Origin of the sequence: Anaerocaecibacter muris, assembly GCF_943192945.1 — a bacterium.
Classification (GTDB): Bacteria; Bacillota; Clostridia; order Christensenellales; family Pumilibacteraceae; genus Anaerocaecibacter; species Anaerocaecibacter muris.
In genome coordinates this window covers 338,197-357,020 of record NZ_CALPCE010000001.1, presented here as the reverse complement: position 1 = coordinate 357,020, position 18,824 = coordinate 338,197, and the positions used below count along the sequence as shown (strand labels likewise).

General features: G+C 49.7%; 23 protein-coding genes and 1 tRNA gene. 1 reads left to right on the top strand and 23 read right to left on the bottom strand.

The features are described 5' to 3' along the window. Positions 1-7: 7 nt before the first annotated feature. From atpE to rpmF, 17 genes are all read right to left on the bottom strand, one after another. Positions 8-241, bottom strand: coding sequence for an ATP synthase F0 subunit C (gene atpE, locus NFR57_RS01365; protein WP_251182078.1), 234 nt, complete (start codon positions 239-241; stop codon positions 8-10). A 41-nt stretch (positions 242-282) separates the two neighbouring features. Then, entirely contained in the window at positions 283-951 is a 669-nt protein-coding gene (locus NFR57_RS01360; RefSeq protein ID WP_251182033.1) for a F0F1 ATP synthase subunit A, read from the bottom strand. Between the two features lie 111 nt (positions 952-1,062). Further along, the gene (locus tag NFR57_RS01355; protein ID WP_251182032.1) at positions 1,063-1,893 is read right to left on the bottom strand and encodes a GIY-YIG nuclease family protein; all 831 of its coding nucleotides are present in this window, start codon (positions 1,891-1,893) and stop codon (positions 1,063-1,065) included. Positions 1,894-1,912: 19 nt separating this feature from the next. Continuing rightward, a complete protein-coding gene (locus tag NFR57_RS01350) occupies positions 1,913-2,296 on the bottom strand; it encodes a YraN family protein (protein ID WP_251182031.1) in 384 nt (127 codons plus the stop codon). Beyond that, complete coding sequence (locus NFR57_RS01345) at positions 2,286-2,969, bottom strand: ribonuclease HII (protein ID WP_251182030.1); 684 nt, start codon at positions 2,967-2,969, stop codon at positions 2,286-2,288. The genes NFR57_RS01350 and NFR57_RS01345 overlap by 11 nt, the downstream gene beginning before the upstream one ends. Beyond that, positions 2,959-3,798 (bottom strand): ribosome biogenesis GTPase YlqF, encoded by an 840-nt coding sequence (ylqF, locus tag NFR57_RS01340; protein WP_251182029.1) that lies wholly within the window; start codon positions 3,796-3,798, stop codon positions 2,959-2,961. Before ylqF ends, NFR57_RS01345 begins: the two co-directional genes overlap by 11 nt. Continuing rightward, a complete protein-coding gene (gene trmD, locus NFR57_RS01335) occupies positions 3,788-4,510 on the bottom strand; it encodes a tRNA (guanosine(37)-N1)-methyltransferase TrmD (protein ID WP_251182028.1) in 723 nt (240 codons plus the stop codon). The genes ylqF and trmD overlap by 11 nt, the downstream gene beginning before the upstream one ends. After that, entirely contained in the window at positions 4,500-5,009 is a 510-nt protein-coding gene (gene rimM / locus NFR57_RS01330) for a ribosome maturation factor RimM (RefSeq protein WP_251182027.1), read from the bottom strand. Before rimM ends, trmD begins: the two co-directional genes overlap by 11 nt. Positions 5,010-5,013: 4 nt before the next feature. Beyond that, positions 5,014-5,232, bottom strand: a complete 219-nt coding sequence (locus tag NFR57_RS01325; RefSeq protein WP_251182026.1) for a KH domain-containing protein — start codon at positions 5,230-5,232, stop codon at positions 5,014-5,016. A gap of 6 nt (positions 5,233-5,238) precedes the next feature. Further along, the gene (gene rpsP, locus NFR57_RS01320) at positions 5,239-5,532 is read right to left on the bottom strand and encodes a 30S ribosomal protein S16 (protein ID WP_251182077.1); all 294 of its coding nucleotides are present in this window, start codon (positions 5,530-5,532) and stop codon (positions 5,239-5,241) included. Between the two features lie 85 nt (positions 5,533-5,617). Next, positions 5,618-6,961, bottom strand: coding sequence for a signal recognition particle protein (ffh, locus tag NFR57_RS01315; RefSeq protein WP_251182025.1), 1,344 nt, complete (start codon positions 6,959-6,961; stop codon positions 5,618-5,620). Positions 6,962-6,970: 9 nt separating this feature from the next. Then, positions 6,971-7,300: a DNA-binding protein gene (locus NFR57_RS01310; protein ID WP_251182024.1), complete on the bottom strand. Its 330-nt coding sequence runs from the start codon at positions 7,298-7,300 to the stop codon at positions 6,971-6,973. A 108-nt stretch (positions 7,301-7,408) separates the two neighbouring features. Continuing rightward, entirely contained in the window at positions 7,409-8,314 is a 906-nt protein-coding gene (gene ftsY / locus NFR57_RS01305; RefSeq protein WP_251182023.1) for a signal recognition particle-docking protein FtsY, read from the bottom strand. Between the two features lie 15 nt (positions 8,315-8,329). Then, positions 8,330-11,959 carry a chromosome segregation protein SMC gene (smc, locus tag NFR57_RS01300; RefSeq protein WP_251182022.1) on the bottom strand — a complete coding sequence of 1,210 codons (3,630 nt, stop codon included), beginning with the start codon at positions 11,957-11,959 and terminating at the stop codon, positions 8,330-8,332. 88 nt (positions 11,960-12,047) lie between these two features. Next, positions 12,048-12,704, bottom strand: coding sequence for a ribonuclease III (gene rnc / locus NFR57_RS01295; protein WP_251182021.1), 657 nt, complete (start codon positions 12,702-12,704; stop codon positions 12,048-12,050). Further along, the gene (gene plsX, locus NFR57_RS01290) at positions 12,697-13,719 is read right to left on the bottom strand and encodes a phosphate acyltransferase PlsX (protein WP_251182020.1); all 1,023 of its coding nucleotides are present in this window, start codon (positions 13,717-13,719) and stop codon (positions 12,697-12,699) included. Before plsX ends, rnc begins: the two co-directional genes overlap by 8 nt. Before the next feature lie 53 nt (positions 13,720-13,772). Beyond that, positions 13,773-13,961: a 50S ribosomal protein L32 gene (rpmF, locus tag NFR57_RS01285; RefSeq protein WP_251182019.1), complete on the bottom strand. Its 189-nt coding sequence runs from the start codon at positions 13,959-13,961 to the stop codon at positions 13,773-13,775. 159 nt (positions 13,962-14,120) lie between these two features. Here rpmF and NFR57_RS01280 point away from each other — a divergent pair. Next, a tRNA-Gly gene (locus tag NFR57_RS01280) sits at positions 14,121-14,195 on the top strand. Between the two features lie 252 nt (positions 14,196-14,447). On the opposite strand, the gene queF is transcribed toward NFR57_RS01280, so the two are convergent. The 6 genes from queF to NFR57_RS01250 all read right to left on the bottom strand — a co-directional run bounded on the left by queF (position 14,448) and on the right by NFR57_RS01250 (position 18,806). Then, complete coding sequence (gene queF / locus NFR57_RS01275; RefSeq protein ID WP_251182018.1) at positions 14,448-14,939, bottom strand: preQ(1) synthase; 492 nt, start codon at positions 14,937-14,939, stop codon at positions 14,448-14,450. Position 14,940: 1 nt separating this feature from the next. After that, complete coding sequence (gene queC / locus NFR57_RS01270) at positions 14,941-15,627, bottom strand: 7-cyano-7-deazaguanine synthase QueC (protein WP_251182017.1); 687 nt, start codon at positions 15,625-15,627, stop codon at positions 14,941-14,943. Continuing rightward, positions 15,624-16,196: a GTP cyclohydrolase I gene (folE, locus tag NFR57_RS01265; RefSeq protein WP_251182016.1), complete on the bottom strand. Its 573-nt coding sequence runs from the start codon at positions 16,194-16,196 to the stop codon at positions 15,624-15,626. Before folE ends, queC begins: the two co-directional genes overlap by 4 nt. Positions 16,197-16,204: 8 nt before the next feature. Then, complete coding sequence (gene queE / locus NFR57_RS01260) at positions 16,205-16,870, bottom strand: putative 7-carboxy-7-deazaguanine synthase QueE (RefSeq protein WP_251182015.1); 666 nt, start codon at positions 16,868-16,870, stop codon at positions 16,205-16,207. A gap of 1 nt (position 16,871) precedes the next feature. Continuing rightward, a complete protein-coding gene (gene queD / locus NFR57_RS01255) occupies positions 16,872-17,291 on the bottom strand; it encodes a 6-carboxytetrahydropterin synthase QueD (protein WP_251182014.1) in 420 nt (139 codons plus the stop codon). 252 nt (positions 17,292-17,543) lie between these two features. Continuing rightward, a complete protein-coding gene (locus NFR57_RS01250; protein WP_251182013.1) occupies positions 17,544-18,806 on the bottom strand; it encodes an MFS transporter in 1,263 nt (420 codons plus the stop codon). Positions 18,807-18,824: the final 18 nt, after the last annotated feature.

Below are 18,824 nucleotides of genomic sequence, written 5' to 3'. Positions count from 1 at the left end.
TACCGCCTTACATGACCATAAGCATAATTGCAATGAGCAATCCGTAAATCGCGGTGGTTTCGCAGAACGCCAAGCCGATAAACATAGACGACCTGATTTGTTTTGTCGCTTCGGGTTGACGCGCCATGCTCTCCACGGCTTTGCTTGTCGTCATGCCCATGCCGATAGCCGCGCCGACGCACGCAAGAGCGGCAAGCCCCGCGCCCAGCGCGGTCATGCCTTCTATACCCAAAAATGCCATAACGGTTCCGATAAGTGCTTGCATAAGATTGCCTCCAATATTTATTCGATAGCTTCGTTAATGAAGTTCATCGATAAGAACATGAATATATACGCTTGCATAAGCGCGTGGAAAAGCGTAAAAATGGGCGCGAGGAATACGGGCAAGACGTTGCGCAAAGGCGTCATATACACTATGTCCATAATCAAAAAGCCCGAAAACACACTGCCGAACAGTCGAAGCGCCATGGAAAAAGGCACGACGCAATCGGTGACTAACGGGATAACCGCGGCATAATGCGCCAACCGCTTCGCCCGCTTTTTCATAAACCCTATTATAAGCACGGCAAAGAATGTCACCATACCCAAAACTATATTACAGTTAAGATCGGACAGCGGCGACCGCAAGCCCAGCAGTTCTATCAGTATTCCGAACATGATAAACGCCGAACACCCGAAATACGCCGCGCCGACAACGCCCGAATATTCCTCCGTCAAATCCTCGGAGTTTACGTCGAACATGCCGACCGCCCACTCGATAAACAGTCTTAACGCCGAAGTGCGGCGAAAATCCTTATTCCAACGCGGAATAAAGAAAATACGCACAACCGCAGCAAAAACAATAAGCGCGGCGGTCACGATACAGGTGGAAAGCATGGTTATAGTAAAATCAAACCCGTTCCAAGTATACAGCACCTTCGGTGCGATTGTAGGCAGATGTTCAAAAGTCATCGCATTAAATATAGCACTATGAAATTCAAAACGCAAGTGTTTTGTGAAGATTTATACACAATAAATGTTGTGTTTTTCGGCGTGTTTTTAACCGTAAAACAGAATAAACGGTTACTTTCTGAATATTTCGTCCAACGTTTTGCCGTGTTTGTTTTTCCACTCTACCCAACCGTTGGTCGATCCGCCGAGCACGAAATCGCTCGCGCCGCTCGGCGACTTAAATTCAAGATTGACTTTGAGTATATACACGCCGTCGCGCAATTCAATGTCGCCTTTCGATATGAGTTCCGACCGCATATCGTTGTACTTTTCGAGGTTCGCTCTTTTATCGACCGAAATTTGCGATCCCTCGAACACGTGAAACTTTTCGCCGCTGTACGCGCCGAACGCGTTTACGCCGTTGCGCGTCGTGTGCAAAAGATTGTCGTCGGACACGGTAGATTTGCCGTTATCCATGCCGTAACCCTGCGTGCCCATAATAAACTTTATTTCGTCGTAAATGTCCAAAATGGTCTGCACGTCGAATTCATCGACTTTAAACCGAGGCTGAACAGTGTTTTCCACGCTGTAATTTTTGGATTCGCGCGCTTGTCTTATAGCGTGCGCTTCCACGCCGCTCAATATGTTTAAAGTAAACGTGTCGTTATCCGCCAAAAACATAATTGCTTTGTTCCAGAATATTTTATGCCGCTCGTGATCGTCCAATCGATTTATGCCGTCGGTAGTCTGCCCGACGTAAATTTGCGTTATTTTGTTATCGTCGTTGTCGTTAATCAAAAAGTATATGCCGCGACGCGTAGTTCCTTCCAACTGCTTTGCATCCTTGCGCAACATGCGCGGAATAACATACGTGGTCAATGGCGAAAAATGACGTTTTATGCAACGTATTCCGTCAAGCTCGCCACTCGGATAATATATTTCCAGTTTTTTGCTTTTATTCATTTGCTTTTCCTCTATGCATTCAATAATTAAGATAACTGTCGAACGCGTTTACAATATGGTTTACGGTGCGATCCTGCAAATAAACTTCCACGACGTCGAACCGAACAGGTACGCCGAACAAACGAAACTGCTTAATGTATTGCGAAGTAACCTGCGAAATCTTTTTGATTTTTTCGTGCCCGACCGCCTCCGCGGGCGTGCCGTATTCAAGCGACAACCGCGATTTTACTTCCACTGCGATCAGCGTTTTTTCGTCGGTAACGAATATATCCACTTCGCCCACACTCGTCGTGTAATTGCGATCGAGTACGCGATAGCCGTGTGTTTCCAAGTATTTTACAGCCAAATCCTCGCCGCCAGAGCCGCGCTTGTTTATTCGCTTTTTTCGATTTTTACCGAACATCTGCTTTACCCGTCGCCGCAACTTCGTCGAAATTAACTTTTGTCACGTCGATAAAATTCTTGATAAAAGTAAGCCTGTGCTCGGGACACGCGCCGTATGCCTTGATAGCGTCGATGTGCGCTTTTGTTCCGTAACCTTTATTCGTGGCAAAACCGTACTGCGGATATTTAATATCCAGTTCGCGCATAAGCCTGTCACGCGTAACCTTTGCTATTATAGACGCCGCCGCCGTGCAATAACTCTTTGCATCCGCTTTAATAATCGGCTCGCACGCAACGTCCGTGTCTATGCCTTTTACCGCGTCCACAACGGCGAGATCGGGTTTGACTTTAAGTCCCGCAATGGCGCGAGCCATGCCCGCCTTTGTCGCTTCCAATATGTTAATTCCGTCGATAGTTTCGCGATCGATTAGAACGACGCAATAATCGGCTACTTCGATAATTTTTTCGTACAAAAGTTCGCGCTTTGCTTCGCTCAATTTTTTGCTGTCGTCTATGCCGAGCACGGGTATATCATACGGCATGACGCACGCGCACACGGACACGGGACCCGCCAAAGGACCTCTGCCCGCTTCGTCCACGCCGCACAACAGTCTCGCGCCCAACCGCTTGTCAAACTCCATCATACGCTCCGCTTTTTGCAAAGCCGTTTCTCTTGTTGCGCTACCTGCCACCGTCAACCCTCTCCAATGCGATTTTTCCGAGCCTGCATTTTCTGAAATCGTCTATAATCGCCGCCGCCGCGCGGTCCGTATCGAACTCGCCGCCGCGTATTTTATACCCGCGCGCCGCCGCGATTTCGCAAAGTCCGTTCTGCGGCAAAATTTGTTTGCCGTACCGCGCCGTCAAGATATTTTCGTCGATACCGTTCAACCGACCGATCAATGCCGTAGCGAGTTCCGTAACGTCGAGCACTTCGTCTTTTATACTGCCGATTATGGCAAGATTTTCGCCGACAGTGCGGTCGGTTATTTTGGGGTATAGCGTGCCCGCAGTGTCAAGCACGTCAAGCGTTTCGTCCACTCTCGCCCACCTTGCGGCGCGCGTAACGCCCGCTTTGTCGCCCGTTATAAGCCGAGCTTTGCCGCACAAGCTGTTAATGACCGTGGACTTGCCCGTGTTGGGCACACCCAAAACCACGGCGCGCACGTGCTCGTTTATTCCGCGCTTGCGCTGTTTTTCAAGCGTCGTAGAACATGCGGCTTTTATAGCCGCAAGCAGTTTTTTGCGGCACGCCGAGCCGGTACCTTCCACCGCGACGGCAATATTGCCGCTCGCCGACAAAGCCTTAACCCAGCCGTCTATAACGTCCTTGGGCGCGAGATCGGTTTTGTTCAAAACGTACACCGTCGGCACGTCTATCATTTTATCAAACGCAGGATTAAAGCAAGATTTTACTGCGCGACTGTCCAGCACGTACACGGCGCAGTCCGCGACTTTAAGACTGCTTTCAATTTCGCGCGTGGACTTTGCCATGTGTCCGGGGAACCAGTTAATCTCCATTTTTGCCGCCTCCCCGCATTTCGTCCGCAGTCGCCGCGCGTTTGCCGACCAAAAGATCGGGGCGGCGAAGCGCGGTAAGCCGTTCGCTTTCCGCTCGGCGAAACTTCTCTATTTCCTTATGATTGCCGTTGAGCAATACTTCGGGTACTTTAAGCCCCATAAATTCGGGCGGACGCGTGTACTGCGGATATTCGAGCAAGCCGTCCGAAAAACTTTCGTCCTCGTGCGACGCACTGCTTCCGAGCACGCCGTCGATAAACCGCGCAACACCGTCCGTCACGACCATAGCCGCAAGCTCGCCGCCCGACAACACGTAATCGCCGATAGAAATTTCTTTATCGATGCAAAGGTCGAGCACGCGCCTGTCAACACCCTCGTAATGCCCGCAGAGTATGAGCAAATCCCCGCTACGCGCAAGATCGCGACACAACCCGTCAGACAAAGTTTCGCCTTGCGGCGCCATGTACACGCGCAAATATTCGTGATTGGGATCGACGGCGTTTATACAGTCGTATATAGGTTGCGCCGTCATTACCATGCCCGCGCCGCCGCCGTAAGGCGTGTCGTCGCATTTTTGGTGCTTGTCCTTGGAATATTCGCGTATGTCGATCGCCGCGAAATCGAGTATACCGTTTTTTATCGCCCTGCCTATAATACTCTCGTTAAGACAGTCGAACATGCGCGGGAACAACGTAAGCACTCTAATCTTCATCGTACACCGCCACTTCTCGGAGCTTGCGCGCGTCTACCGTAAGCGCGCCTTCCGCATAAACGGCGTTAAGACTTTTTACAAAAGCAAACGTCATTTCTTTGCCGTTTTCGAGTTTTACGGTAAAAACGTCCGCCGCGCCGAACGACTGAACCGATCGTATAACGCCGACGCGGGTATTGACTTCGCCGTCGGTCTGGAACAGCGGCGCGCCCACCAAATCGGCGACAAAAAACTCGCCGTCGTCCAGAGCGACCGCCGCCGCGCGATCGATTTGTATGTACTCGCCGCGCAACGCTTCCGCGCCGTTTCTGTCGGCAATCCCCGCAAAACGTATAAAAACGTCGCCGTTGCTGACGCGCACGCCGTCAATTTTGAACGGCTTGCCTCCGACCGTAACGGTTTTGAGCATACAAAAGCGCGACGGGTCGTCGGTCAACGGTCTGACCTTGACTTCGCCGCGCACGCCTTGCGGTTTTGTAATCTGTCCTACGGTAATCAAAGCGTTACTCGTCGATTTCGACGGTGCAGTTTCTGCCTTGCTTGACGGAAGCCGCTTTGACGACCGAACGAACGGATTTTATTATTCTGCCTTGTTTGCCGATAACCTTGCCCATGTCCTCTTTGGCTACCTTGACGACAATAACGTCGCCGTCTTCGGTAACGGACACTTGCTCCTTATTATCCACAAGCGCGGTAACAATGTACTTAACAAGTTCAGTCATTGTTAATTACTCCGCTTTCTTCTTTTTATCGACCTTGGTCTTTTGCGTGGATTTTTTGGTTTCCAATGCACCCGCTTTTACGAGAAGCGCGCGAACGGTGTCGGTGGGTTGAGCGCCGTTTTTGATCCACTGTTTGGATTTGTCCACGTCGAGTTTAAGCCCGTCGTCGAGGTGCGGATCGTAAGTGCCCAACACTTCGATAAATCTGCCGTCGCGCGGCGAGCGGGAGTCCGCAACGATTATGCGGTAGAACGGGGATTTGTGGTCGCCCATGCGAGTAAGTCTGATTTTTACCATGATTTTCTCCTTAAAGAAAGTTTGTATTTTGTTTATGTACGCGGCGCGGTGCGCGCCGAGCAGTCGTGTTTAGGTCGTCCGCTATCGGTTATCTGAACCTACGTTTTTGACGTATGACTTTTTGTTGCATTTGCGGCATTTTGCCCGAGCTTGCCGCCTTCATCATTTCGCGCGTTTGGTCGTACTGTTTTAACAGTGCGTTTACTTCCTGTACGCTCGTGCCGCTACCCGCGGCAATGCGTTTTCTGCGCGAGGATTTAATTATTTCGGGGTGAGAGCGTTCGTAAGGCGTCATTGACAGAATAATCGATTTGTATTTGCCGATACGCTCGTCTATCTGCTTGGAATCGACGTTGGCTTTACTCATGCCGGGGATCATTGCCACAACGTCGTTTATATCGCCCATTTTGGCAAGCGACTTAAACTGCGTTAAAAAGTCCTCTAAAGTGAACTTGTTTTCACGCATGCGCTTTTCCATTTTTTTAAGTTCTTCCTCGGACACGGCTTCTTGCGCTTTTTCTATAAGCGTAAGCACGTCGCCCATGCCGAGTATTCTCGACGCCATTCTGTCGGGATAGAACGGCTCTATATCGCCCGACTTTTCTCCCGTACCGCAAAACTTGATGGGCTTGCCCGTAACCGCGCGTATGGAAAGCGCCGCGCCGCCGCGAGTGTCGCCGTCGAGCTTGGTAAGGATAACGCCCGTTATATCGAGCTCGTCGTTGAACGTTTTGGCGACGTTGACTGCGTCTTGACCTGTCATTGCGTCAACCGTCAAAAGTATTTCCGTCGGCGCGGTTTTCTGCTTGATCTCTTTAAGCTCGTTCATCAACTCTTCGTTGATGTGCAGTCTGCCTGCCGTGTCAATGATGACGGTGTCGTATCCGAGCTTGATCGCTTCGTCAACGGCGCGCGCCGCTATTTTAACGGGATTGCCCGCGCCCTGCTCAAACACGGGAATATTAACTTTTTTGCCGACTACCTGCAACTGATTGACAGCCGCGGGGCGATACACGTCGCACGCCGCAAACATGGGCTTTTTGCCCTGTTTGGTAAGATAACTGCCGAGCTTGCCGCAAAACGTTGTCTTGCCCGCGCCCTGCAAACCGCACATCATTATTACGGTGGGCGGTTTGGACGAAACTTCGAGTTTGGAATTTGTCGCACCCATAAGCTCGATAAGTTCGTCGTTGACTATTTTTACAACCTGTTGCCCGGGGGTAAGCGATTTTAACACCTGCTCGCCCACGGCTTTTTCGGAAACGCGCGCGACAAAATCCTTAACGACGGCATAGTTGACGTCCGCCTCCAACAGCGCAATGCGAATTTCGCGCATTGCCTGCTTTATATCGCCCTCGGTAAGTTTTCCGCGCGAAGTTATTTTTGCAAACACGTTGCCGAGCTTATCGGCAAGCGACGAGAATAAACCCATGCTGTTACCTCATTGCCGTTGTAAACCGTCTATTATGTTTTGCAACCGCGCTTTCGCAGTTTGAACGTCCGAATCCATGTCCGACATCAACGATTGCAAATCCTTTTCCAAGTCCCGATATAACGCCGCAAGCCCTATTTTTTCTTCGTAACCGTAAAGCTGGTTTTCCGCTTGCTTTATACTGCACAACGCCGCTTGTCTTGTAATGCCCGAATTTTCGGCGATTTCCGCGAGCGACAAATCGTTGTCGTAATATTCGCGGATTAACTCCCGTCTATGTTCGGTCAATAACGCGCCGTATACGTCGCACAGCCTGCTTACATTCAAGTCCTTGCTCATAAAAACGGTGTAAAGTCGAATTGCTTTACACCGTCATTATACATCATATTTTTTTATATTGCAAGCGTTTTTAATCGATTTTTCGATCTGCTTGCAAATTAAGACAAATTATTCGTCGCCCATAATTCCGCTTACAAAATCGTCCGCGTCAAAGTCTTCCAAATCGTCTATACCCTCGCCGACGCCGACGTACACGACGGGCACGGACAACTCGCCCGCTATCGCAAGCACGACGCCGCCTTTTGCCGTTCCGTCCAGTTTGGTAAGGATAATGCCGTCTATGTCGATTGCTTCGTTAAATATATCCACCTGCGAAATGGCGTTTTGACCCGTGGTCGCATCGAGCACTATGTAATTGAGCACCGTAGCGTTGGGCAATTCCCGTCCGACTACGCGCGCAATCTTTTTCAGCTCCTCCATAAGGTTTTTCTTGTTGTGCAGTCTGCCCGCGGTATCTATTAGCAAAACGTCACCGTTCTTGCTCTTAACGCTTTGCGCCGCGTCGTAAACAACGGCGGCGGGGTCCGCGCCTTCGGCGTGCTTTATTATGCGCACGCCCGCGCGTTCCGCCCACACAGTCAACTGATCGGCGGCGGCGGCGCGGAAAGTATCCGCGGCGGCTATAGTGACCGATTTACCCTGCGACTTGAACTTTTTGGCGAGCTTGCCTATTGCCGTGGTTTTGCCCACGCCGTTCACGCCCGACAGCATTATTACGAGAGGATAGCCGTACTCCGGCTTTTCGTTTTCCTCCAACAACTCGACAAGAATATTTTTTAAAATATCCCGCACGGTCGCGGTGTCGCGCACGTGCTGTCTGTCGATTTCGTCTTTTAACCTGTCCATTATATTCTCGGTCGTTTCCGCGCCTATATCGGACGTCAAAAGCGTTTCTTCGAGCTCGTCGTAAAAATCGTCGGTAAGCACGCCGCCCGTAAACAGCTTGTTCAGCTTGTAAGCGATAGCTTCCTTTGTGCGTTTAAGCCCCTGCTTTATCTTGGAAAATATGCCCATAATTCACCTTGACTACTACTGTTTAGCCGAAACTGTTTCGGCATTTTTTAACGCGTCGGACAAGCGCACGGACACTATTGACGACACGCCCTTTTCTTCCATGGTAACGCCGTATAAGCAGTCCGCCTGTTCCATCGTGGGTTTTCTGTGCGTAATGGCTATAAGCTGCGTGTGCGTAGAAAACTTTTTGAGCGCGGCGGCAACTCTTCCGACGTTTGCGTCGTCCAACGCCGCCTCTATTTCGTCCAACAAACAGAACGGCATGGGACGAAGTTTCATTATTGCAAAAAGTATCGCTATCGCCGTGAGCGTTTTTTCTCCGCCCGACAAAAGCGTAATAGACTGCAAATGCTTGGCGGGCGGTTGCGCCTTTATTTCAACACCGCGGAGCAACGGGTCTTCGTTCTCCGTAAGTTCCAAGTCCGCAGTGCCGCCGTTAAACAATTCGGAAAAGATCTCGCGGAAGTTTTTGCGGATTTTTTCAAAGCAGTCGTCAAAGTCGCGCATCATGTTTGCCGACATCTCTTTGATAATGCGTTCCTCGTCGGCAAGGCTTTTCATCATGTCGTCGCGCTGAATGGACAACTGATTGCATTTTTGCGACAGTTCCTGCGCTTCCTCGATAGCGTTTTCGTTAATACTGCCGAGGCTCGCTATACGGCGTTTAAGTTTGACTATTTCCACTTCGCCGTTTTCCGCGTCGTAATTCTCGTCCTTAAACTGCAAGCAGTCCTCGTAACCGAGCCCGTATTCATCGTTGACGCGCTGTTGCATCAAATCCATATTGACGTCCACTTGCGTGAGCAGAATTTCCTGCTCGTGCTTGCGTTCCGTCAACGCCGCGATCGCGTCGTTATATTCCAAACGCGCTTTATCGCTTTCCACAGTTTTTACATTGAGATCGTTTTTATACTGCGACAGTCCGTCAAGTTTTTCTTTTATTTGTTCCCTGCGCTTGTCGTTGCCGTCCGAACTGCTTTCCGTAAGACGTTTTATCTTGTCGTCGCACTCTTGCATTGTGCGGTTGTTGCCCAAGATAGTCATGTTGTTGCTTTCTATGCGTTGAGCGGTGGCTACTGCCTCGCTCTTTAACCGAGCAATATCGTTTTGTAACGCCTCCACGTCCTTTTCGAGCGTGACGATACGCAAGTTGTGCTCGACGACCGAATTGTGCATTACGTCGCGTTTTTGCCGCAATTCGTCAAACTGCTTGCCGATACGCGCCGTTTCCTCGTTGCGCTCGTCCATACCTATTTCGTCTTGCGATCTTTCCGCGGCGTCGAGGTCTGCCGTAATAATTTCCAAGCGTTCGCTCATGGCGTTAACGTTTTGCTCGTCCGCCGAGCGCGCTTCCGTAAGCGTATTCAGTTCGCCGCGAATAGCGGTCTGCTCCGCCGCAAGCGCCGCCGCCGCAAGCTCGTATTCGTGTATGTCCTCCGTGAACTCGCGCACGCGCTTGGTAAGTTCCTCGTTGCGCACAGCAAGACCGTCGCGCTCCGTTTGCGCGCTCTCTATACTCGACTTTAAATTTTCCGTCTGTGCGGTAATGTCTTTGAGCGTGCGCTCGTGCGCAAACACGTTGGTCGCGTCCGACTTTTTACTGCCGCCCGTTATCGCGCCTTGCGGCGTAACAATATCGCCGTCGAGCGTTACTATACGAAATCCGTACTTGCTGTCGCGCGCGAGCCGAACTGCCGTGTCCATGTTATCTACGATTACCGTACTGCCGAGCAAGCCTTTTATGACCGTATCGAAAACGGGATCGTAAGTCAAAGCGTTTGTCGCTATGCCGAAACAGCCCTGCCGCCGCAAAAGCGGGATGAGATTGCCGTCGATCGAACGCGGTTTAAAACTCGTAATAGGCAGGAACGTCGCTCTGCCGTACTTATTTGCTTTTAAATGTTCGACAAGCTGTTTGGCGTCATCCTCGTTTTTGGTGACAATGTTATTGACAGCCGAGCCGAGCGCCATATCGACCGCCGCTTCAAACCCTTCCTTGACGGTTATCGCTTGACCGATAACGCCCACGATAAGCTGTTTTATATGCGGATTGCTTTCCGCGTCGTCGAGCAGTTTGCGCACGGAGTGAGTGTATGCGTCCTTTTGCACGTCCTCTAAAACTCGCTTGCGCGAAATCAATGCGGAATAGTCCTGACGGGCTTGTCCGAGCTTTGCGCCCAGTTCGTTCAAACGCTTGACGCACTCGGAGTTTTCCGAAACTGCGTTTTGCTTTTGCTCGGAAAGTTCCGCGCACTCCGCCTGTAATTTTTCAAGCTCCGCCGTCTTTTTTTCAAGCGCATTTGCGGCGGTGGAAATTTTGCCGTCCGCTATTTCCATGCGCATTTTCAATTCTTCTATCTGATCGGTAAGACTGACGCGCTCCGCAGACAGCTCGCCCACGCTACGATTGACGTCGGCGCGGCGTTCCATTGCCGCGATAAGCGCTTTGCGCGCGGCGTTTATTCGGTTTTCCTCCGCCGCAACTTTATCGACAAGCACGGTATATTCCGCGTTGAGTTTTTCGTACTGTTCGCGCGAGGATTTTAACTCCTCCGCCTTGCGGTTGTGCTCGTCCTGCTTTTGCGCCGCCGTGTTAGTAAGATTGTTATAGTTGTCGTTGAGCGCGGAATTGGATGCCATGAGCGCCATATTTTGACTGCTTATGCTGTCGAGCTGTTGTTTGTACAAACCTATCTGTCCCGATATTTTCTCTTTATCGACGGACAAATCCATCAGCTCGGTGCGCAATTTTTCCAGATTATAGTCTATGGACTGCAACTCGTTCATTGCGCTGTTATAGTCCGCGGAAGCCTGATTGTATGCGGCTTGCTTTTCGGCAATTTCCGCATCGATACCCGAAATAACTTCCGACAGCCTATCTTTTGTGCTCGAAGCCGTTTCGTATTGGTTTATGTACAGATTTATTTCGTGATGTTTTAGCCGCTCTTTTAAATCCCTGTACGTGCGGGTCTTTTCGGCTTGACGCGCCAAAGGTCCGAGCCGTTCCGTATCGTTAGACAAAATATCGTTGAGCCGCACAAGATTGTCGCGCGTACGCGCGTTCTTGCGCTCCGCCTCGTTCTTTTTGAATTTGTACTTTGTAATTCCCGCGGCTTCCTCGAAAATAGCTCGCCTGTCCTCGGGCTTGGAATTGATTATTTCTATAACCCTTCCTTGACCGATTATGGTATAGCCCTCGACCGAAAAGCCCGCGTCGCGCAACATTTCCGAAATATCGCGCAGACGGCAAAGACTGCCGTTACGGTAATACTCGCTTTCGCCCGAACGGAACAGCTTACGGGAAATTACGACTTCTTCGTAATCGTATGACGGGAACAACGACCGATTGTGGTTATCGAACGTCAACGATACTTCGGCATAAGACAACGCCTTGCGCTTTTCCGTGCCGTTGAATATGACGTCTTGCATATTAGAGCCACGCAAAAGTTTCGCCGACTGCTCGCCGAGCACCCAACGCACCGCGTCCGCAACATTGCTCTTTCCGCAACCGTTAGGACCGACGATTGCGGTTATGCCTTCGCCGAATTTGACTTCGAGTTTGTTTGCGAAGGATTTGAATCCTATTAAGGATAGTTTTTTAAACTTCAATGCCGACACCCGTTGCACTTCGCGCACACTGCGCATTATACATTCACCTATGAATTATACCATGCGCGGCGCAAAAAATCAATCGAATTAAGACGTATGTGAACGAATTTTGTAAATTCGGGATTTACTTGCTATTTTCGGGCGACAAAGTTTCGAGCGCGCGCTTTGCCGCGGTTGCATGCGCCAACCGTTTAGTCTTGCCGAACCCCTCGAATTTACGCCCGCCGACCGTAACCGTCGCGGCAAATCCGCCGTTAGGCGCGGCGGTTGTCGAATATTCCGCAGTCTGTCCATTCGTCGCGGCGTATTCTTGCAATGCGCTTTTGTAGTCGCGCTCGGGCTCGACAAACGGAAAGAATATCGAATCGAGCAGTTTTCGGCATGCATCGATACCGCCGTCGAGGTACACCGCGCCTATAAGCGCTTCGAGTACGTCCGAACGCGCCTTGTCCGAAAAATTGAGTTTGTTAACGCCCGCGCCGACGCGCAAATAGTCCACAAGCCCCAGCCTGCTCACAATGCGCGCGAGCGGAGTGCGCGAAACAAGCGCGGCGCGGCGCGCGGACAGCTTACCTTCGCTCGCCGACGGATCGAGTCCGAACAACCGCTCGCCGACCAAAAAGTTAAGCACGCAATCGCCCAAAAACTCGATACGTTCGTTGCCTGCAACCTCATGTTCGTTTACGTATGACGAGTGAGTAAACGCCGCTATAAGCAATTTGGGATTTTTAAAAACGTAACCTATGCGCGATTGAATAGCGTTAATATCCGAATTATTCACTTTCGCTCTCTGCGGGCGCGCTTACTTCCGCCGTAATGCCCGCGGTAATGTCTTCTATAATGTGATGTTCATGCAATCTGATAATGTTCGCAACGGACGCTTTGGTGGACACCTCATTGGACGAACCGTGTGTTTTAACCACTATTTTCTTAACGCCGAGGAACGCCGCGCCGCCGTAAGCGTGGTAATCCATTTTAGATTTAAGACCTTTAAGCGATTTTTTCATCATCAACGCGCCGAGCTTTGATTTGACCGATGAGAACATGGCTTTTTTGAGTTGTCCCATAACCATTTTAGCCGTGCCTTCTACCGATTTGATAAGCACGTTGCCCGAAAAACCATCGCTTACGACAACGTCGTAATCCCCCGTTAAAACGTCGCGCGCTTCCATGTTGCCCACAAAGTTGATAGGCTGTTCTTTCAACAACGCATGCGCCGCCTTTGAACGTTCGTCGCCCTTATGTTCCTCGGTGCCGACGGAAAGCAACGCTACGCGCGGATTTTCCGTGCCGAACAACGCGCGGACGTACATATCCGCCATAACACCGAACTGCGCCAAAAACTCCGGCTTGCTGTCCACGTTCGCGCCGCAATCGGCAACGCACACGAGCTTGCCGTCAATAGCCGTCGGCAACAACGACGCGAGCACGGGACGGTGCACGCCCTTTATGCGCCCCACAAGCAACGTTGCGCCCGTAAGCACCGCGCCGGTACTTCCGCCGCTGACCAACCCGACTGCGTCGTCCGATTCGGTAAGCGTTTTAAACGCGCGAATAAGCGAAGAATCGGGTTTTTGCCTGATTGCGCGTGTAGGCGTATCGTCGTTTGTGATAACGTCGGGCGCATGCTTTATAATCAAATTCTTCGGCAAAGGTTCTTTAATGTTGGCACGAATAAAATTTTCGTCGCCGACGACGACCATAGTATACTTACCGAATTCGTTAGCGGCGTTTACCGCGCCGGCAATCATCTTTTGCGGATTGTCACACCCGCCTATGTCGATAATAATCTTCATTGCAACCTCTCACACATAAAAAGATACCCCGTGTATATACGGGGTAAATTTTTTTAGTCGTTACCTTGATTTTTGTCGATTTTCAGTTCGGTGTCGTAGAAACCGCAATTCGGGCAAACACGATGCAACTGAACGAGCTGATGACAATTCTTACATTCTACCAACGTGGGCGCCGCGAGCTTCCATTGCGAGCCGCGAGTATGCGTGCGCTGTTTAGACGTTTTATGTTTGGGGACAGCCATAATCCACCTCCTTATGTTACATCACGATTATATCGCATCTTAACTCCGTTGTCAAACATTTTTAAGCAATTAACGAATTTTTAATGAAAAATGCTTGACAAATATATTCTATTAGTGATATATTTACTATGCTCTCTTAAACAGAGCGCAACAAACTATGCGGAAGTGGCTCAGGGGTAGAGCATCACCTTGCCAAGGTGAGGGTCGCGGGTTCGAATCTCGTCTTCCGCTCCAAAAAGACACACGCAATAGGAGCAGGCAAAACTCCGTTGCGTGTGTCTTTTTTTATGCAAAGGAGCATCGTGCTATTTTCGGTATTTCCCCTTTTCGTGCAATACATGCCCGACACGACGTGGATTAAATTTATTTTCGTTGTCATTTCCCTATTTTTGCGTTAGACACAACAAAAAAATTTTGCCCGTTATTGTCCGAAAATACGTGCGTTGTAAACTAAATATCCCCGCGATAATACGCGGGGATATTTAGTTATCTGTTGTCGATTTTTTCGGGATACATATCGTGGCGCGCAAGCCTGTCCCAAGCTACCTGTTCCCACTTGGTTCCCTTTTTGCCGTAGTTGCAATAAGGGTCTATGGAAATTCCGCCGCGAGGAAGAAATTTGCCCCATACTTCGATATATGCGGGATCCATCAAATCTATAAGATCGTTTATAATTATGTTCACGCAGTCTTCATGGAAATCGCCGCGATTTCTGAACCCGAAAAGATACAGCTTTAAAGACTTGCTTTCAACCATTTTTTCGCGCGGCACGTACGAAATATAGACCGTAGCAAAATCGGGCTGTCCCGTAATCGGACAAAGGCTTGTGAATTCCGGACAGTTAAACTTTACGAAATAATCTCTTCCGGGGTGTTTGTTTGCAAATGTTTCCAAAACGGACGGGTCGTAAGTCTGCGGATATTTGGTGTTGTTGTTTCCAAGCAAGGTAATACCTTCATTCTGTTTATCTCTTGACATGTTATTCTCCTTTTATTGCAGGGTCTTGTATTCCGTTGGCTTTAAATGCGGCGGCACGATCGCGACAGGTAGCGCATACGCCGCAAGGTTTTTCTCCGCCCGAATAACAGCTCCACGTATATTTATACGGAACTCCGAGTTCGAGCCCCTTTTTGACAACCTGCGATTTGTTTAAGTTTACAAAAGGCGCAAGTATTTTAAGCTGTCCGCCGCTGCCCGTATAGATAGCTTCGCCCATCGCGGAATTAAACTTTTCACTGCAATCGGGATAGGCGTTGCCTGCCGCGTCGTCACTGTGCGCGCCGTAATAAATTACTTCGCACCCGTGCGACAGCGCTACGCTTGCCGCCGCCGATAGAAACAGTCCGTTCCGGAAAGGAACGTAAGTCGAAACGGGCTTGCCGCCCGTTACGGAAAGCTGTTCGGCATAGCTTTGCAACGGTATATCATTATGCGACTGCGCCAAGAGCGAACAGTCCGACCCTTCGAATATAACCGAAAGATCCAGCCGTTTTAATACGACGCCGTAAAAGTCGGCAACTTTTTGCGCGGCGTCAAGTTCTTTACTGTGAGTTTGACCGTAGTATACGGTAAGGGCGGAAACTTCCGTCGCGCCGTATTTTTGAACCGCCAGCCCGAGACAAGTCGCGCTGTCCACTCCGCCGCTTAATAAAACTAATGCTTTCATAGCCTATCCCCTAAAAGATTTTGTAACGAAACATCGTCTTTGAACGCCCCGAAGTAAGTTTTGGTAACCGTTTTTGACGATACGTTTTTTATCCCGCGCGATGTCATACAGCTGTGACAACCCTCTATCCTTACGCCTACGTCGGGAGATAAAGCCGCAAGCGAAATTATCTCGGCAATATCCCGCCCCAAACGCTCCTGCAATTGCAACCGCTTTGCCGCCATATCGCAAATGCGAGCGATTTTGCTCAATCCCAAAACTCTCCCTCGCGGAACATACGCCACGTCAACTTTCATATCGTACATAAGTGCTAAATGATGCTCGCAATAGCTGAACACGCTAATGTCCTTTATGACTACCGCGCCGCCCGAATTCGGGTCGGACGGAATTTCAAACGTTTTTCCGAACATATCCGCTATTTCGCGGTTAGTGTATTTTATCCCTTCAAACGCTTCTTCGTACATGCGCGCCACTCGTGCGGGCGTTTCGCGCAGACCTTCCCTGTCGGGGTCTTCGCCAATGGCGACTAATAACCCGCGGACATGTTTTTCTATTTCGCTTATATTCATACTTTCTCCTATACCCCGCGCATATCGGGTTTCCATATAATTTTGTGCAACTGTAATTGCAGACGTGCGCCGTTAAGTTTACGCTCTTTCATAAACTCCACGATTTCTTCGGGCATGATTTTTCCGAACACCGGGCTGAAATAAACACGGCACCTGTCTATTAGTCCGTACTCGTTTATAATCTCCTCCGCACGCGCAAGATCGCACATGTCCCCTACCACAAACTTGACCGCATCACGTAACGTAAGGCAAGAAAAGTTTTCGGTCAACATATATTTTTCCATTCCGCTTGACGGAAGTTTATAATCGGCGGTAACGGAGGGACGCGGCTTAAGGGAATTTATTTCTTCCAACGACACGCTTCCGTTGGTTTCTATTTCAACCTCTGCGCCCGACGCGCCCAGAAGAACTATAAGTCGCGCAATATCCGCTTGCAAAAGCGGCTCCCCGCCCGTCAAGGTAACGTTTTTTACGCCCGTCGATTTTACGTATGTAACAAGATCTTCCGCAGAAGCAAGTTCGTATTTTACGTCTGCGGTATTTGCCCAGCGCGTGTCGCAATAGTCGCAATTTAGATTGCAACCGCAAAATCTCAAAAACACGGCAAGCTCGCCCGCGCGCTGACCTTCTCCGTTTATGCTTACAAACTTTTCGGCAACTTTAAAACATGACATATTACTCACCGTACACCGCGCAGTTCTTGGGCGTTTCATAAACTTCCACGCAGGATACGGGCAAGCCTTTGTTGCAAAGTTCGGCATATATGTGCGCGGCGAAGTTTTCGGCAGTTGGTCTGAAATCCGTTTCGATCATCGAAAACCCTTCTTCTTTAAGCGCGGCAACGGTAACGGGTTTAAGGGTGTTTTTTTCGTAAATAAGTTTATGGTCAAAGCCTTCCGCAAGCTCTTTAACCGTCTGCTTAAAATCGCCGAAATCCAAAAGCATACCGCGCTTTTCACCGCTTTTTTGCAATTTGTCACCGCTTATCTTTACTTCCACCACCCAGTGGTGACCGTGGATGTTTGCGCACTTGCCGTTATATCCGTGAAGAAAGTGCGCGCTGTCAAAACATGCCGAAGTTTTTAAATAATACATATATCTCTCCCGTTGCGAAAAAAATACAGTCGCTACAAAACGACTGCACCCTAAAAGACTTTTCTCATTAAGATGCCCTGGTTTTGTTTAACGACAGGATGGCGCAAACGAACTGTCCGTTTAATTAACTATATAATACCACTCCGCAACACGTATGTCAACTCAATCGAAGGGTTTACGCTCTGCATATTTTAAAAATACCCAATCGACGTAACAAGCGTCATTTTTTGCATTGCGTTTATAAGCGACAACCTATGTCATTACATTTTTAGCCGTCTTTTTGACGGTCAGTTCGTGCATGACAACCATCAGCGCGAGCAGCACCAACAAATAGTACGGCAACACCGCTTGACTGATATGGTTTGCCATAAGCCCGTATAGCGGCGGCGCAAAGCACGAACCGAGATACGCGCTCGCCATTTGCACGCCTATCATTGCTTGCGATTTATCCGCGCCGAACAGCGTCGGGGTCATGTGAATAATACTCGGATACACAGGCGCACAACCCAAACCGAGCAAAGTAAATCCGATATACGTAACTACGGGAACGTCGGGAATAAATATAAACGCCGCGCCGCAAAGCATAATGCACTGTCCCGCTCTTATCAACGTCTTATCGCCGAATTTAAAAGTCAAAAAACCGTTTACAGCCCTGCCTGACGTAATCCCTATAAAGAACAAACTCGCAAAGCCCGCGGCGGTTTCCACGCTCAATCCGTTGTGGTATACCATATAACTGCTCGACCACAGCATTGCCGTTTGTTCGAGCGCGCAATAGCAAAAAAAGCAAATAAAGCACGGCACCGCGCCCGACGTTTTTAAAATCTGCTTAAACGACAGCGGCTTACTTTTCGTTTCCGACTTTTCGATATTGTCCGCAATTTCGCCCGTCGATTCACTCACAGACGGCTCCTCGTCCGTTTTGTTTTCCTCTGCGACTTCAACCGCTTCGGAAGCGATCGCAAGCGGTTTCTTTTTCCACAACGGCAAACTTACGAATATAAAGACCGACAATACAATCTGTATTATAGCGACAATAAGATAGCCCTGTTGCCAGCCGCTTCCGCCCGTAAGCGCATAACTCATTATGTAAGGGCTTACGGCGGCGCCGACGCCCCACATGCAGTGTAGCCAACTCATGTGCCGGCTTTTCAAATGCAACGCGACGTAATTATTGAGCGACGCGTCCACGCCGCCCGCGCCCAAGCCGTAAGGCACGGCAAATACAAACAGCATCCATAATTGCGTGCTTACAGAAAAACAAAACAACGCGGCGGCGGTCATGGCAACGCTAATCGCCGTAACCAAGCCCGTGCCGAATTTTTTGGTTAGCCTGTCGCTTAACAAACTGGACATAATTGTGCCGCCGCTTATAATCATGGAAATTATACCGGCATACGACAACGGCGCGGAAAACTCTACGCGCATGACAGGCCACGCCGCGCCCAAAAGCGAATCGGGCAAGCCCAAACTAATAAAACTGACGTATATTATTGTTATTAACAATCCGAACATAACGTCCTTCGTCCGACA

Coding starts and splice junctions, on each gene's coding strand:
- NFR57_RS01355 (WP_251182032.1), bottom strand. CDS start 1,893: ATGAATAAAAGCAAAAAACTGGAAATATATTATCCGAGTGGCGAGCTT.
- NFR57_RS01325 (WP_251182026.1), bottom strand. CDS start 5,232: ATGACTGAACTTGTTAAGTACATTGTTACCGCGCTTGTGGATAATAAG.
- queD (WP_251182014.1), bottom strand. CDS start 17,291: ATGTATTATTTAAAAACTTCGGCATGTTTTGACAGCGCGCACTTTCTT.
- NFR57_RS01350 (WP_251182031.1), bottom strand. CDS start 2,296: ATGTTCGGTAAAAATCGAAAAAAGCGAATAAACAAGCGCGGCTCTGGC.
- NFR57_RS01360 (WP_251182033.1), bottom strand. CDS start 951: ATGACTTTTGAACATCTGCCTACAATCGCACCGAAGGTGCTGTATACT.
- NFR57_RS01250 (WP_251182013.1), bottom strand. CDS start 18,806: ATGTTCGGATTGTTAATAACAATAATATACGTCAGTTTTATTAGTTTG.
- queE (WP_251182015.1), bottom strand. CDS start 16,870: ATGTCATGTTTTAAAGTTGCCGAAAAGTTTGTAAGCATAAACGGAGAA.
- ffh (WP_251182025.1), bottom strand. CDS start 6,961: ATGGGTTTATTCTCGTCGCTTGCCGATAAGCTCGGCAACGTGTTTGCA.
- queF (WP_251182018.1), bottom strand. CDS start 14,939: ATGTCAAGAGATAAACAGAATGAAGGTATTACCTTGCTTGGAAACAAC.
- queC (WP_251182017.1), bottom strand. CDS start 15,627: ATGAAAGCATTAGTTTTATTAAGCGGCGGAGTGGACAGCGCGACTTGT.
- NFR57_RS01310 (WP_251182024.1), bottom strand. CDS start 7,300: ATGAGCAAGGACTTGAATGTAAGCAGGCTGTGCGACGTATACGGCGCG.
- ylqF (WP_251182029.1), bottom strand. CDS start 3,798: ATGGAGATTAACTGGTTCCCCGGACACATGGCAAAGTCCACGCGCGAA.
- trmD (WP_251182028.1), bottom strand. CDS start 4,510: ATGAAGATTAGAGTGCTTACGTTGTTCCCGCGCATGTTCGACTGTCTT.
- smc (WP_251182022.1), bottom strand. CDS start 11,959: ATGCGCAGTGTGCGCGAAGTGCAACGGGTGTCGGCATTGAAGTTTAAA.
- rpmF (WP_251182019.1), bottom strand. CDS start 13,961: ATGGCTGTCCCCAAACATAAAACGTCTAAACAGCGCACGCATACTCGC.
- folE (WP_251182016.1), bottom strand. CDS start 16,196: ATGAATATAAGCGAAATAGAAAAACATGTCCGCGGGTTATTAGTCGCC.
- plsX (WP_251182020.1), bottom strand. CDS start 13,719: ATGAAGATTATTATCGACATAGGCGGGTGTGACAATCCGCAAAAGATG.
- ftsY (WP_251182023.1), bottom strand. CDS start 8,314: ATGGGCATATTTTCCAAGATAAAGCAGGGGCTTAAACGCACAAAGGAA.
- atpE (WP_251182078.1), bottom strand. CDS start 241: ATGGCATTTTTGGGTATAGAAGGCATGACCGCGCTGGGCGCGGGGCTT.